At 68.9% G+C, this 15,200-nt stretch carries 8 protein-coding genes and 1 pseudogene; 6 read left to right on the forward strand and 3 right to left on the reverse strand.

The window, feature by feature from the left end; genetic code table 11:
* Positions 1-4: 4 nt before the first annotated feature.
* Both AAH979_RS33890 and AAH979_RS33895 read right to left on the reverse strand, forming a co-directional pair.
* Positions 5-958, reverse strand: coding sequence for a sugar ABC transporter permease (locus AAH979_RS33890; protein WP_346262208.1), 954 nt, complete (start codon positions 956-958; stop codon positions 5-7).
* A 31-nt stretch (positions 959-989) separates the two neighbouring features.
* Complete coding sequence (locus AAH979_RS33895; protein WP_346262209.1) at positions 990-2,294, reverse strand: extracellular solute-binding protein; 1,305 nt, start codon at positions 2,292-2,294, stop codon at positions 990-992.
* Between the two features lie 617 nt (positions 2,295-2,911).
* Between AAH979_RS33895 and AAH979_RS33900 the strand changes: the two genes are divergently transcribed.
* Both AAH979_RS33900 and AAH979_RS33905 read left to right on the forward strand, forming a co-directional pair.
* The gene (locus AAH979_RS33900; RefSeq protein WP_346262210.1) at positions 2,912-3,064 is read left to right on the forward strand and encodes a hypothetical protein; all 153 of its coding nucleotides are present in this window, start codon (positions 2,912-2,914) and stop codon (positions 3,062-3,064) included.
* A gap of 56 nt (positions 3,065-3,120) precedes the next feature.
* Complete coding sequence (locus tag AAH979_RS33905; protein ID WP_346262211.1) at positions 3,121-4,704, forward strand: family 16 glycoside hydrolase; 1,584 nt, start codon at positions 3,121-3,123, stop codon at positions 4,702-4,704.
* Positions 4,705-6,044: 1,340 nt separating this feature from the next.
* Here AAH979_RS33905 and AAH979_RS33910 read toward each other — a convergent pair.
* Positions 6,045-7,079 carry a beta family protein gene (locus tag AAH979_RS33910; RefSeq protein WP_346262212.1) on the reverse strand — a complete coding sequence of 345 codons (1,035 nt, stop codon included), beginning with the start codon at positions 7,077-7,079 and terminating at the stop codon, positions 6,045-6,047.
* Positions 7,080-7,671: 592 nt separating this feature from the next.
* Here AAH979_RS33910 and AAH979_RS33915 point away from each other — a divergent pair.
* From AAH979_RS33915 to AAH979_RS33930, 4 genes and pseudogenes are all read left to right on the forward strand, one after another.
* Positions 7,672-8,960 (forward strand): annotated as a pseudogene (locus AAH979_RS33915) (glycoside hydrolase domain-containing protein).
* A gap of 178 nt (positions 8,961-9,138) precedes the next feature.
* The gene (locus AAH979_RS33920; RefSeq protein ID WP_346262213.1) at positions 9,139-10,467 is read left to right on the forward strand and encodes an MFS transporter; all 1,329 of its coding nucleotides are present in this window, start codon (positions 9,139-9,141) and stop codon (positions 10,465-10,467) included.
* 69 nt (positions 10,468-10,536) lie between these two features.
* Complete coding sequence (locus tag AAH979_RS33925; RefSeq protein WP_346262214.1) at positions 10,537-14,112, forward strand: amino acid adenylation domain-containing protein; 3,576 nt, start codon at positions 10,537-10,539, stop codon at positions 14,110-14,112.
* A 9-nt stretch (positions 14,113-14,121) separates the two neighbouring features.
* A complete protein-coding gene (locus AAH979_RS33930; RefSeq protein WP_346262215.1) occupies positions 14,122-15,180 on the forward strand; it encodes a MupA/Atu3671 family FMN-dependent luciferase-like monooxygenase in 1,059 nt (352 codons plus the stop codon).
* Positions 15,181-15,200: the final 20 nt, after the last annotated feature.

Genomic DNA, 15,200 nt, shown 5'->3' on the forward strand with positions numbered 1-15,200 from the left:
GACCTCAGTTCTCGTAGAAGACCCAGTACTTGGCGACGAGGAAGTTCAACGCGGTGAACGCGGCGATGATGATCAGCAGTACCCAGGCCATCGCCGACGCGTAACCCATGTTGAACTGGGAAAATCCCTGCTGGTACAGGTACAGGTTGTAGAACATCGTGGAGCCCGCCGGTCCGCCGGTGCCGCCGCTCATGATGAACCCCTGGGTGAACGTCTGGAATGACGTGATCAGGGACTGGATCAGGTTGAAGAAGATGATCGGACTCAGCAGCGGCAGCGTGACGGAGCGAAACTGGCGCCATTTCGTGGCTCCGTCCATGGCGGCGGCCTCGTAGTACATCGTGGGTATCTGCCGCAGCCCGGCGAGGAAGATGACCATCGGCGAGCCGAAGGTCCAGATGTGCAGGATGATCAGCGTGGTCAGCGCGTGGTCCGGGTCGGTCGTCCAGCCTGGGCCGTCGATGCCAAACCAGCCCAGGAAGCCGTTGACGATGCCATCGAAGCCGAAGATGTACTTCCACAACAGGACGATCGCGACACTGCCGCCGAGCAGCGACGGCAGGTAGAAGATCGCCCGGTAGATCGGCAGGCCCTTGATGCCGTGGTTGAGCATCATCGCCACGACCAGCGCCACGACCAGTGACAGCGGTACGGACACGAAGGTGTAGATGAACGTGACCTTCAGCGACTGGCGCAACAGCGGGTCGTTGAGCATCTCCTGGAAGTTGTCCAGGCCGATCCACCCTGGAGTGTTGAGCAGGTTGTAGTCGGTGAACGCCAGGTACAGGGAGGCAAAGAACGGGATGACGGTGAAGAGCATCCCGATGAACCACGGCAGCAGAAACAGATAGCCGGCCCGGTCCTTGCGCCGCCTGGCCGGCCGAGGTGGCGGCGCGGTTCGCGGGGCCGGGTCGGCGGGTACCGCCGACCCGGCAGTTGCGCGTGTTGTCGTGCTCACGGTCGACCGGTCCAGAGCAGGGATGCCCTCGTCACTTGCCGAGTGCCTTCCGGCCAGCGTCGATGAACGCCTTGGCGGCCTGTTGCGGCGTTTGCCGCTTGAACTCGACCTCCGTGGCGAGCGACTCCAGGCTCGACTGGATCTTGCTGGAACCCGGCGGGTACGTGTAGGAGCGGGGCAGGCTCTCCTTCTGCAGGCCCGCCAGGTACTCGGTGGCGACCCGGTCTTCCGGTTTGAGCGTGGGCTTGAGCTCCTCGGCGATCTTTGAATTGGGCGGCACTCCACGGGTGGTGCCGGTGGCCTTGGACGCCTCGATGTCGTTGACCAGGAAGTTGAGCAGTTTCAGCGCCTCATCCTTGTGCTTGGAGGCGGCCGCGATCGACCACAGGTGCGGGCAGTCGACGGACTGCCCACGCCGCTTGCCCTGCGTTTCTCCCGGCATGCGCAGCAACACCAGCTCGCCGCCGGCCGCCTCGTTGTACGACAGGAAGTTGTTCGTCGGGATGATCTGCGACGCGATCGAGCGCTTGGCCAGGTAGGACTGCGCGGCGGACGAGCCCACGTCCTCGATGAACCCGGCCGGCGGGAAGCCGCCGACGGCGCGCAGCTGGTTGCCCAGGTCGAACCAGGCGGCGACGGTGGCCTCACTCGCGCCCAGCGCGCCGTCGGCGGTGTAGAAGTCCTCACCCTGCTGGCGGGTGAACATGATGAGGTTTGCCAGGGTCGCGTGGTCGAAATGGGTGCCGTACACCTTCTTGCCACTGGCCTTGGTAATCGCCTGCGCGAACGTGGACAGGTCGTCCCAACTCCACGTGTTGCCGTCCGGGATCGTCACGCCGTACTTGTCGGTGAGGGTCTTGTTGACGACGAAGCCGATCGCGTTCAGGCCGGCCGGTACCCCGTACGTCTTGTCGCCCACCGTGGCCAGCGTTCGGGCGCTCTCGCTCAGACCGGACAGGTCCACCGCGCTGGCGTGCTGCCCCAGGTCGAGCAGCGCGCCGCGGTCGGCGTACTCGCGCAGGCTGTCCATCCGCATCGCCATCACGTCCGGCGGGTCGCCCGCCGCGAACCTGGTGGCCAGCTTGTCCTTGTATGGCCCACTGTCCTGGTACTCGATCTTGACAGTGACACCAGGGTTCTTGCTCTGGAAGACGTTCAGGGCGGCCTGCGTCTTCTCGGCGCGTTGGACGTCGCCCCACCACACCATGTTCAGCTGGACGGCACCACCTTCGGGCTCGTCGTCACCGCCGCCGAAACCTCGGCCGCACGCGGCCAGGCCCAAGCCGAGGCCGGTAAGACCGGCCATCCTCATCAGATCCCGGCGGCTCACCTGCATCGGAGCAACTCTTGAAGGTCGATCGGTCATCGGGGATTGCAGTCCCTTCACGAAAATGCCGGCGAACCGGCGTCACGACACACAGTCGGTAGTGATCTCCAAGGCCAGACCACGAGCGGCCGCGCCTCGACCTGCCCGAACGGGCAATGGTCGAGCGGGACACCCGGGCTGGGTGTTGACGGGGGCCGCTGCCATTGGCAGCGGCGGACGGATGCTGTCCACTGGCGACGCCCGCTTACTACACGCGTGAGCGCCGGGACGTCAGCGAGTACGACTCGGTCCATCACGGTCGTCGTGGAGTTGGTGCCGGGACACCGCTCCCGCAACAGCCAATCGCACCTCCTCGTTCGAGTCGACGGCTCGGGCACGCGGCCCGACGTTGCCGGACAGGTTACGACCGAGTTTCCAGTTACGTCAATCCATGAAATAAACCTGCTGCGAGATTACCGAAAGCCATTGACTGTAATCTGTGCCCTCCCTACAGTGGTGCCCCACGGCCATCCACGGTCGAGGGCCGCGCCGGGAACCGCGCCCCACCAGGTCGAGCGCCACGACGGCGGCTGATCCAGTCGGCATATCGCCGTTGCTCAGCCGTGGACCGACATGTCCGGCAACCCGTGGACCGGCGCCCGCTTCCTCGAGTACCGCAACACCGGCCAGGCGCCGGCAGCAACGACAACCGGCCCCAGCTCACCGACGAACAGGCCACCACCTACACGGTCCGGCACTACCTCGCCGGCGACGACGGCTGGAACCCCACCCCGCACTAAACCCCACGGCACCACCAGCACCACCAGATAACCCCCACAGGAAGGAACAACACACCGTGAGAACGCCCCCACGCTCACGTCGCCGCCGGCTCGCAGCGCTCGTGGCAGCGGCGACGACGCTGCCACTGGCGGTGCTCACCGCCACCGTGCTGGTAACGCCGGCCAACGCCGCCACCGTCTTCAGCGACGACTTCCAGGACGGAGACACCACCGGCTGGTCAAAGTCCGGAGGCACCTGGAGCGTCGTCACCGACGGCTCCCAGGTGGTACGGCAATCCAGCACCACCACCGGCAACGCCCGCTACTTCGCCGGCGACACCAACTGGACCGCATACACCGTCCAGGCCCGGGTCAAACCGATCAGCCTCGGCTCCGGCGGCCACGCCAGCCTCCTCGCCCGCGCCACCGGATCCACCAGGTACTACCGACTAGCCCTGCTACCCGGAAACCAAGTACAGCTACAGGCCGTCGACGGCAGCACCACCACCGTCCTGGCCAGCGCCTCCCGCACCATCACCACCGGTACCTGGTACACACTGTCCATCCAGGTAGACGGCAACACCATCCGCGGCAACATCGACGGCAACACAATCGGACAGGGCACCAGCACACTCGTCAGCACCGGCCGAATCGGACTGCAAACCGGCTACTCCGCAGCCGCCTTCGACGACATCACCGTCACCAACAGCGGCACCACACCCACCACACCCCCGACCAGCGAACCACCCACGAGCCCGCCACCGGGCGGCGTGCCCTACTCCAACGTTCCGGATGGCTTTGCCCGTGGGGTAACCGGCGGCGCCGGCGGCCAGACCGTCACTGTCACCAACCAGGCCCAACTCGACCAGTACGTGACGGCCACCGAGCCCTACGTCATCCGGGTCGCCGGCACGATCAACATCAGCCCGAAGGGCACCGAACTGCGGGTTGCCTCCAACAAGACCATCATCGGGGTGGGCACCAGCGGCCACATCGTCGGCGGGGGCTTCTTCCTCAGGGCGGGGGTCAGCAACGTGATCATCCGCAACCTGACCATCCGTGACACCCTCATGCCCGACGACGACCCCGGTGACGACAGCTACGACTACGACGCGATCCAGATCGACACGGCCGAGCGTATCTGGATCGACCACAACCGGCTGTCCCGGATGAACGACGGCCTGCTGGACAGCCGCAAGGACACCACCAAGATCACCGTGTCGTGGAACCACTTCGACACCAACAACAAGACCTTCGGTATCGGCTGGACCGACAACGTCACGGCGCAGATGACCGTCCACCACAACTGGTTCCAGAACACCAGAACCCGCAACCCCAGCGCGGATAACCTGGCGAACATCCACTTCTACAACAACTACCTGCAGAACACCGGGAACGGCCACTTCGTGCGCGGACTGACCAAGGCCGTCGTCGAGAACAGCTACTTCGACACCGTCAAGGACCCCTACTACGTCGAAGCGGGCGAACTCGTCCAGCGCGGCAACATCCTCGTCAACAGCAGCTGGGGCGACGGGAAGGTCAAGGAGAAGGGAACCGCCTTCGACCCGCGCAGCTTCTACTCCTACACCCTGCACGACGCCGAGGACGTACCGGCGATGCTGCGCACGTACGCCGGCCCGCAGGCCAGCATCGGCAACTAACAACCAACCCGAACCAACGCGCTTACAGCGTGCCGGTCGGTGGGCGATTCCCACCGGCCGGCACGCCCGCGTGTACTCGCCTGGGCTCTGCATTTCGCATACCTCCCATCCCTGTGGTGTCCGATTACCTGCGTTCCTTCGCCCTCGGGACGGCTTTCCCGTCCCCCTCGGCCGGACGTGACCCCGGCGACTACTACGAGCGCTCCGTCGCCGTAGGGCTCGCACCCCGTAGGCGATCCCGCGTTCGTCTCTGTTGCACGTGACAGCACGACGTATACGACTCACTCATCTCCTTGAATGCCCTCGCTGGGCATCGCCGTGCGCCCCGGAGGTTGCCCTGACCGCGCTGTAAATCCAGGGCTGGGCGCGGCGGTTCGAGGCGTCATTTCCGGCGGATGGTACTTTTCATCGTCTGGAGATTGGGTTTCAAGCAGTCCAGCCTTCGCCATATCGCGCGGGTCCCACGACGCGTCACGTCAGACGCCTGCCCATGACCGCCGGTTTCCTGGCATGCTCTTGTCCCATCGCCTTTGAGCTCCGGGTATGCCATCAGACCCAGAGCCTCGCTGCCGCCGCGCACCTCAGTGAGGGCGCCGACGTGCCGCACGGGTCCGTGCCGCCGCGCCCCGTTGCCTGGCCGGGAGTGTGGGGCAACATCAAGGGAAAGCTGCGGCGCGGGCTGCGGCGCGAGTCGTTTCGCCGTGGCCCCAAGCCGCCCGTGCCCGAGCCGTCGACTCGAACGAGGAGGTGCGATTGGCTGTTGCGGGAGCGGTGTCCCGGCACCAACTCCACGAACGACCGCGTATGCCCCAATCAGCCGGCGGAAACCGAAACCCCTCTCATCTCGACCGCCACGAACCGATCATCGCGACAAACCTGGCCATCCTGCTCAAGCAGCCACCGGCGCCGCACAGCCGGGCCACTCCGCTGGGACACCGATCCAACCCTGGGTGCTGCTCCCTGACCGAACTGTCGGCCAGCCCAACGGCGCCGCCGGTAACAACAGCGTCCGACCATGCAGAGCATCGATGTCTATACCGGACAGGGCCCGCCTCGACGCGGAGAGCCTCATTGCCGGATGCGCAAGGGGTGCCGGTCCTGCCGGTCCGCGCCCCGGCTTGGGGCCACGTCATCACGGACAACGGCCTCAGTGCCAGCGATCCGGAATTCGGCACCGCAGGTCGTCCAAAGGATTCCGCGTTCCTCGCGCGAGGCGTATTGGGAGCAGCGAGGGCGTGACCGACCTCAACGCCGTCGGTTCGCCCCGGGCCGAGGTGGTCGTCGTCGCTACCGTGCCCCCGGTTGCCGACCAAACCGGGAGGGGCGCCGTTGCTGCGAGGTCAGGGGTTGGAGCGGAGGTCGGTATATCCGGATCTGCCCAGTTGATCTATGACCTGTGCGAGGTGGTGCGAGGTGGTCCAGGCGCGCCAATTCGCGGCGTTGCCGGGCCCGCCGACGCCGTCAGCCCGCGCGGCGATCTGGTGATCTCCCCAGGAAAAGTCTCGTCCTTGTGGAGGCCAGTGGTCGGAGGCCACCAGTGCCTTGCACAGGTCATACATCGCGGGTCTGTCGGCCTCGTTCTGTGGCCAACGGTAGATCCACCACAGCTCGTCGTCGGTGTAGCGCAGACTGGGCATAGGTCGCCAGGCCGCTCCGGTCGTCCCCGGGTGGGCGATGCCGTAGTCCGCGTACTGGATGCCGAGGTCCTGCACGCGCTGCCACAGCTGCAGGTCCCAGCGCCGTAGCGGTGTGGGCGTATGGACCGGGAGGTGCGAGATGCTCTGCGGCATGGCGCCGGCGGCGACCGTGACCGAACGCCAAGGGTAGCGCTGAGCCCAGGATACGCATTTGCGGACGACCGGTTCGACTCTGGTCAGGTCGCGTTCGGATCGCACCTCGAACACGTCAAGGATCAGGTGGCAATGCTCGATGGTCAGGCCGATCTGATGACGAAGCCGATCCAACGCCTCCTCGGCCTCCTCGTCGTCCGGGTCGCGGGTGTCGCTGCCCAGCCGGAGAATCGTATGGCCACCATGGAGGTCGGCCGCGTGCCGGACGTCGGCCAGCCGTGCTGCGGTGTCGTACAGGTGGAGGACTGGCAGCATCGGGATTCCCCAGGCCGCGAGGTCGTCGGCGATGTCGCGCATTGGCCGACGCACGCCCTGGCTTGGATCGGCGAGATGCCGAACATCAACCGCGATCGTCAGATCGGCAGGCACCGACTCGCGTACCTGGTTGCCGAATCGGTAGGCATCCTTGGTCGGGCCGTTGGCGGTTGGGATTACCTCAAAGATCGGCAAGATGTGCCACACCAGAGTAGCGGGCAGGTGTGCGAACGCCCTGAACTCGCCTTCCCGGCCTTTGAGGATGGGCATGTACGTGACCATGAGTCCGCCCCTGCCAGCTTCGCCCTGGGTCAGTCGCCTCCATCTATGCTCGACGGTCGGTAGCCGATTGACAACTCCTCGTTTCTGGACCGGTGGGCAAGCGAGACGTCCTGGCCCAGAGAGACGATCGTTCATTACAGAAGCCCGAACAGCTCGTCGCACGGCGACTCGAACCGTCGTTGGCCCGGGTGGAGTACCACAGCGAGGTGATCCGCGCAGGCACGACCGTGAGTCTTGGCCGCGGCTCGCTATCCGGGTGGCTGCACGCCGCGCCGGCGTCTCCGTGGGTGACGGCCACCGCTGTTGTGGGTGGGCTGCGGTTTGTGGCGGGAGCTGGGCGGGGGACTGGCCGGACGGGGTTCGGTGGCGAGCCTTGGCCGAGGCGGACCGACTGGTCGAGCTGCCGTCCCGGGTGGTCGAGCCGACCGGTGAGCTGATGGCCGAGCTGGACCTCCGGGCATCCGCCATCTTGAGCGCCGGACGTCGGTTTCAAGATCGAGCTAGCGGCGCGCGTCGATACATGGTAGGAATCTGCCAGGTGTCTTCATTGCTAGTAAAAATTCCTCCAATGGAGGTCTGGATGAGACGGGTCATGGCCGGTCTGGCCTGCCTCGTGCTGGCGGTCGCCGGTACGGCGGTGGCCATCGGGCCGGCGCGGGCGACCCTCGCAGACAACCCCGCCGCCCCGGCGTCGCGGCCGGTCGTCGGGGCGCCCTCGCTGGTGGCGGCCGGGCCGCAGCCGGGCACGTTCGTCGGTCGGGGTTTTGATACGTGTGCGGCGCCGTCGCAGTCGGTCATGAACACGTGGCGGGCGAGTTCGCCGTACCGGGCGGTCGGGGTCTACATCAGTGGTGCGAGTCGCTCGTGTTCCCAGCCGAACCTGACGGCGACCTGGGTGAGCAACCAGACCAGCAATGGTTGGCGGTTGATTCCGATCGAGCTTGACCGGCAGGCTCCGTGTGGTACTCGGACGCCGAAGATGTCCAGCGATCCGGCCACGGCGCGGTCCCAGGGGGCCAGTCGGGCGTCCAGTGCGGTGGACGCGGCGCGGGCTCTCGGCATTGTCGCCGGCAGCACGATCTACAACGATATCGAGCATTATCCGTCGAACGCGGCGTGTAGGGCTGCGGTGCTGTCGTACCTGTCTGGTTGGACTGAGCGGTTGCACGCGCTCGGTTACCTGTCGGGGATGTACTCCAGTGGTTCGTCGGGGGTCGCGGACCTGTGTGGTGCGTACAACGACCCGGCCTACACGCGGGTGGATCAGCTCTGGTTCGCGTGGTGGAACGACGCGGCGGATCTCGATGCTGGTCCGTACTGTCCAGCGGGGTATTACGCCGATCGTCAGCGGCTGCATCAGTACGCTGGTGATGTCTACGAGACCTGGGGTGGCGTGCGGATGCGGATCGACCGCAACTATCTCGACGTCGCAGTCGACGGTGGTGGTGGGGCGCCGCCGGTCTGGAGTGCGATTGTGGACAATGCGACGGCGGGCCGGTTCACCGCGAGTGCGGACTGGGGTACGTCGGCCTATTCGAGTCAGCGGTACGGCGGTGACTACCGGTTCGCGGATCCGGTTCTGGCCAGCGATGTTGCCTGGTTCAAGGTGAGTGTTCCGGAGACCGCCAGTTATGAGGTTTCCGTTTGGTACCCGGCAATCCGGACTACAACGATTCGACCCCGTTCGTTGTGGCTACCACCGGTGGTAATCAGACGGTGCGGGTGAACCAGCGGGTCAGTGGCGGCGGTTGGGTGTCGCTTGGCGTCTTCGCGCTGGCGGCTGGTGACGGGGACAAGGTGGGGGTGAGTCGCTGGACGTCCGGCACCGGCTACGTCATCGCCGACGCGGTCCGGATCACCCGGGTCTGAGTACCTCGTCCCGAGTCGGCGCTGGTTCTCGCTCGGCGGGACCGCCACCCCGACGCGGGTCGGGATGCGGCGAGGTGGATCGATTAGTTGATATTGACCGATGCAACGCACCTGGTTAGCCTGGCGAATGCCAGCCTGGTCGGGGGGACCAACGGCGGCGGAGGAGCTGAGACCGGTTATGCGGGGGTTCGGAGTCATCTGGTCCGGGCAGCTCGTTACGCTGATCGGCAACTCCGTGCTCCGGTTCGCCTTCGTGGTCCACGCCTGGGCCGCCGGGGAGCAGGTGACCCGGGTCGTCCTGCTCTCCCTCTGCGCGGTGCTGCCACAGGTGCTGTTGAGTCCCACCGCGGGCGCGCTGGTGGACCGGTGTCGCAAGCGGACCGCGCTGCAACTCGCGGACATCGGTGGGCTGCTCACGGTGGGTGCGCTGTCGGCCGTCTACTTTTCGGGGGGGCTGCGGCTCTGGCAGATCTACCTGGCGGTCGCGCTCCTCGGCACGGCCGCCGCGTTCCAGTATCCGGCGCTGTCCTCGGCGGTTCCGCTGCTGGTGGCCAAGCACCAGCTCCAGCGCGCCAACGGCCTGCTGGGCACGGCCCGGAGCACTGCGGAGATCTGCGGACCGGCCCTGGCCGGTGTGCTGGTCGCGACCTCCGGGCTCGGGGTGATCCTGGTGGTGGACCTGGTCAGCTTCCTGCTCGCGCTCATCTCCGTCCAGGTGGTACGCCTCACCGAACCGCCCCGCGACGCGTCCGCCGCCGGACCGCGCCGCAAACTCGCCGCCGACTCGCTGGAGGGCCTGCGCTACCTGTTCGCCCGGCCCAGCCTGCGCGGCCTGATGCTGGTCGTCTTCGTGGTCAACCTGGTGATGGTCTTCGGCTACGCCATCGTGCAGCCGATGATCCTGGCCCGGACCGGCAACGACACCTCCGCCCTGGCGAGCGTCATGAGCAGCATCGGGATCGGCGGCATCGCCGGTGGACTGCTGCTCGGCGCGTGGGGCGGGCCGACGTCGCGGATCCGGGGCATGATGCTGGGCGTCGTCGGCATGTGCCTGAGTTCTCAGATCGTGATGGCGGCGGCGCGCGACGTGATCGCCTGGTGCGCGGCCATCCTCGTCGGCGCGCTGCTCATGCCGATCGTCAACGGCATGATGCAGGCGATGATCCAGACCAAGGTGCCGGCGGACCGGCAGGGCCGGGTGTTCGGCGCGGTGATGTTCGTGTCCCAGATCTCCGCGCCGTTGGCGATGGCCTTCGCGGGCCTGGTCGCCGACCGGGTCTTCGAGCCGCAGGCGGCCGCCGGCAGTGGACTGGTCGGACTGCTCCAACCGGTGGTCGGCACCGGGCCGGGCAGCGGCATGGCGGCGATGTTGCTGATCGCCGGGGTGTGCGGGACCGCCGCCGCGGTGTGGGGGATGGCCAACCGGACTGTGCGCGACATCGACGTACTGATTCCCGACCTTGACAGCGTCGCCGAGGAGAAGGAACTCAGAAAGGTACCGACATGAGAACCGACCTGTTCCAGCCGAACCCATGTCCGACGAGTTGCCCCGGGCGCTCCTGAGGTGGGACCGGGAGTGGGGCTTGAGGCGGCGGCCGACCGCTGCGTACACGAGTTGTTCGAAGAGCGGGTCGCGCGGACCCCGACGGCGACGGCGCTGGTGTCCGGCCCGGAGTCGGTGAGTTACGCGGCGCTGGACGCCCGCGCGGACCGGCTGGCCCAGCGCCTGGTGGACACCGGCGTACGGCGCGGCGACCTGGTCGGGGTGCACCTGGAGCGCGGCATCGACCTGGTGGTCGCCGTCCTCGCCGCCCTGAAGGCCGGCGCCGGATACCTGCTGCTCGACCCGGCCTTTCCGGCGGACCGGCTGCGCGGCATGGCGGGGGATGCCGGCGTAGCGGCGGTGCTTGTCGGCAGCGACCCGACGGCGCACCGGCTCGGGGTGCCGGCCCAGACCGTCCCGGTGGACCGGAGGTCGGGACGGTTGCTGCCCCGGGGCGCAGGTCGGGCCCGGCCCGGGGACGTGGCCTGCGTGATGTTCACCTCCGGCTCCACCGGCCGCCCCAAGGGTGTCGCGGCGCCACATCGGGCGATCGTCGGCACCCTCACCGGACAGGACTACCTGACGTTCAGCCCCGAGTCGGTGTGGTTGCAGTGCGCCCCGGTCTCCTGGGACGGGTTCGTGCTGGAGCTGTGGGGCGCTCTGCTCTCCGGCGGCACCTGCGTGCTGTACCCCGGGCAGCGCCCGGATCCGGTGGTGATGGCGGAGCTGGTCGCCCAGCACGGCGTCACCACGATGTACCTGTCCAGCAGCCTGTTCAACGTGGTGGTGGACGCGTACCCGGCCGCGCTCGCCGGCGTCCGCGAACTGCTGGTGGGCGGCGAGGTGCTCTCACCGGCGCACGTCGGCCGGGCGGTGGACCGCTTCCCCCGGCTGCGGCTCGGCAACGGCTACGGCCCGGTCGAAGCGATGATCTTCGTGACCACCCACCCGGTCACCGGGGCGGACGCGGCGCGGGCCTCGGTGCCGATCGGCCGACCGCTGGCGGCGAAGCACGCGTACCTGCTCGACGAGCGGCTGCGGGCGGTGCCGGACGGCGAGGTCGGCGAACTGTACGTCGCCGGCGTCGGCCTGGCCCACGGCTACCTGCGCCGTACCGGGCTGACCGCGGAGCGGTTCGTCGCCGACCCGTTCGGGGCACCGGGCGAGCGCATGTACCGGACCGGGGACCTGGTCCGCCGGGACGCGGACGGCCGGCTGGAGTTCGTCGGCCGGGCGGACGCCCAGGTCAAGATCCGGGGCTTCCGCGTCGAGCCGGCCGAGATCGAGGCGGTGCTGGCCCAGCATCCCGCGGTCGAGCGGGCCGCCGTCGTCGCCGCGCCGGACGGGCAGGGCGAGCGGCAACTGGTGGCGTACGTGGTGCCGCGCGGCGGGCGGGAGTGGGCCCCCGACACCGACGAACTGCGTACCCAGGTTGCCGCCGTGCTGCCCGACTTCATGGTGCCGTCGGGGTTCGTCGCGGTGGACACGCTGCCGCTGACCGCGAACGGGAAGCTCGACCGGGCGGCCCTGCCGGAGCCGGGTCCCGCCGACACGGTACGCCCCAGGGCGTCGCGTCCACCCGGTACCGAGGGGGAGAAGGCGCTGTGTGAACTCTTCGCCGAGGTGCTCGGCGTGCCGTCGGTCGGTGTCGACGACAACTTCTTCGACCTGGGGGGCGACTCGCTGCGGGTGGCCCGGCTGCTGAGCCGGGTGCACGCCGTGCTGGGCGACGGGATCGGCGTACGGGCGGTGTTCGAGACTCCCACCGTGGCGGCACTGGCCCGGCAACTCGGCGATGTCCGCCGGCCGGAGCCGGCGCCCTCGGCCGAACCGGACCGGTCCGTGGTCACCGGGACACCGCCGGCGCCGGCGCCGGACTCGGTGGCGCCGGGCGGACTGCCGCTGTCGTACCCGCAGCGGCGGCTCTGGTTTCTCGACCAGGTCGACGCGGGCATCGCGTACAACATGCCGATCCTCATCCGGCTGCGGGGTGAGGTCGACACCGAGGCGCTGCGGGCCGCGCTGCACGACCTGGTCGACCGGCACGAGGCGCTGCGTACGATCTTCACCGCCCGGGACGGCGAACCGGAGCAGCGGGTGCTGCCGGCCGGGCAGGCGTGGTCCGACGTCGCCGTGCTGCGGGTCGTCGACGACGCCGAGCTGGCCGGACAGGTCGACCGGGCCGCCCGGCACCGGTTCGAGCTGGGCGGCGAACTCCCGTTCCGGGCCGCGCTGTTCACCGACGCCGCCGACCCGCACCGGCACGCCCTGCTGCTGGTGATGCACCAGATCGCGGCGGACGGCTGGTCACTGGCGCCACTGCTGCGCGACCTGTCCCGCGGGTACGCCGCCCGGCGCGTCGGCGCGGCACCCGAGCCGCCGACCAACCCCGGCCGGTACGCCGACGTCGCACTCGACCAGCGCGAGCGGCTCGGCGACCCGGCCGACCCGGACAGCGTCGCCGGCCGGCAGCTCCACTACTGGACGTCGGTGCTGGCCGACCTGCCGGGCGGGCTGGCCCTGCCCCGGCGGCCGGACCGTCCCGCCGCACCCGGGCCCCGGGCGGAGACCGCCGTCCGAGACGTGGACGCGGCCCGACACGCCCGCCTCGTCGAACTGGCCCGGCGGCACCGGGGCACGCTCTTCATGGTGCTGCACGCGGCGCTCGCCGTGGTGCTCCGGCGCGCGGGCGCAGGCGACGACATCGCCGTCGGCGCTCCGATCGCCGGCCGCACCGCTGTCGCCCCGAACGACGTCGTGGGCTTTTTCGTGAACATGTTGGTGCTGCGTACGGACCTCTCCGGCGACCCGGCGGTGGACGAGTTGCTGGCCCGGGTCCGGGACGCCGACGTGGCGGCCTTCGCCCACCAGGACGTGCCGTTCGAGCAGGTGGTGGCGGAACTCAACCCGGTCCGGTCGCCCGGCCGGCATCCACTGGTCGATGTCGTGCTGGCCTTGCAGAACAACGCCCGGGCGGACCTCTCGCTGCCCGGCGTCGAGACGAGCGTGCACGTGGTACGCACCGGCGCGGCCCGGTTCGAACTGCTGGTGGACGTGACCGACGACTACGGTCCGGGCGGTGTTCCGGCCGGGATCGCGGTGACCGTCGAATACCAGGCGGACGTGTTCGAACGGTCCACCATCCAGTGGCTGGTGGACGCCCTGGTACGGGTGCTCGACGCGATGGCCGACGCACCCGAGACCCGGCTCGCCGCCCTCGACGCCCTGGTGGAGCCGCCAAACCGGACAGCCGAACCGGTGACGCCGCCCCGACCGGCGCCCGGATCCGGCGGTCACGTCGCTCCGCGTACCGGGCTGGAACGGCGGTTGGCCGAGATCTGGGCCGACGCGCTGGGCGTACGGCGGGTCGGCGTACACGACAACTTCTTCACCCTCGGCGGGAACTCCCTGCGGGCGGTACGGGTTGCCGCGCGGATCTCCACGGTGGAACGGCTGCCGGCGACCGCCGCCACCGTCTTCGCCGCGCCGACCGTCGCCGAGCTGGCCCGGGCCCTCGCCGAGGCGTCGACCCGGGCCGAACCGGGGATCCCGCGCCTGCCCCGGATTCCGCGAGCCCGCCCCGCGGGTCCCACCGCCGGTGAGGAGTGAGCCGATCCCATGCAGCTCAGCGTGATGTTCTTCGGCGCCGACGACTCCGACGGCGACACCAGCCACGTCGCCAAGTACGACGACATCCTGGCCATCGCCCGGGCCGCCGACGCGCTCGGGTTCACCGCCGTGTGGACGCCCGAACGGCATTTCCAGCAGGTCGGGCAGGTGTTCTCCAGTCCACCGGTGCTGGCGGCGGCCATCGCCGTCGCCACCGAACGGGTCGAGGTGCGGGCCGGGAGCGTCGTGCTCCCGCTGCACCACCCGCTCCGGGTGGTGGAGGACTGGGCGGTGGTCGACAACCTCTCCCGGGGCCGGATCGGCGTCTCCGTGGCCACCGGCTGGCACTCCACCGACTTCGTTCTGGCTCCCGACCACTACCACGACCGGCGACAGCGGGCCCTGGCTGACATCCCGCTGCTGCGCCGCCTCTGGGCTGGCGAGGCGGTCGAATTCCCCGACGGCACCGGCCGACCGGTGGCCGTCCGACCCCAGCCTCGGCCGGTGTCGCCTCGGTTTCCACTGTGGATGACCACCTCGGGCAGTCCGGAGACCTGGCTGGCGGCGGGCCGGCTGCGTACCAACGTCCTCGGCGCCACCATCGGGCAGACCAGGGAGGAGTTGGCGGAGAAGATCCGGCGCTACCGGGAGGCGTACCAGGCCGCGCCCGTACAGCCGGGCAGCACCGACCGGGGCACCGTCACACTGATGGCGCACACGTACGTCGGGGTGGACGACGCCGAGGCGATGCGCCGGGTGAGCGGGCCGCTCCGGGCCTATCTCCGGTCGTACGTGGCGCAGACCGCTGCGAACCGGGCGGGTGACGGCCGCGCCGCCGCACTCACCGCGCAGCAGACCGACTCGCTGGTCGAGTTCGCCCGACAGCGCTACCTGAGCTGGGGGAGCCTGCTCGGTTCGCCGGAGACCTGCCGTCGGTCCCTGCTCGACCTGCGTGATCTCGGCTGTGACGAGGTCGCCTGCTTCGTCGACTTCGGCCTCGACCGCGCGGCGATCCTCGCCGGCCTGCACCGACTGGCCGACCTGCGCAAGGAGCTGATGGACCAATGACCGAGCGAAGCATCGGGTTC

The sequence above is a fragment of the Plantactinospora sp. ZYX-F-223 genome (assembly GCF_039649625.1).
Taxonomy (GTDB): domain Bacteria; phylum Actinomycetota; class Actinomycetes; order Mycobacteriales; family Micromonosporaceae; genus Plantactinospora.

What these genes read in the sequence shown, in the direction of transcription:
- AAH979_RS33895 (WP_346262209.1), bottom strand. Translation starts at nt 2,294, where the DNA reads ATGCAGGTGAGCCGCCGGGATCTGATGAGGATGGCCGGTCTTACCGGC.
- AAH979_RS33910 (WP_346262212.1), bottom strand. Translation starts at nt 7,079, where the DNA reads ATGCCCATCCTCAAAGGCCGGGAAGGCGAGTTCAGGGCGTTCGCACAC.
- AAH979_RS33920 (WP_346262213.1), top strand. Translation starts at nt 9,139, where the DNA reads ATGCGGGGGTTCGGAGTCATCTGGTCCGGGCAGCTCGTTACGCTGATC.
- AAH979_RS33930 (WP_346262215.1), top strand. Translation starts at nt 14,122, where the DNA reads ATGCAGCTCAGCGTGATGTTCTTCGGCGCCGACGACTCCGACGGCGAC.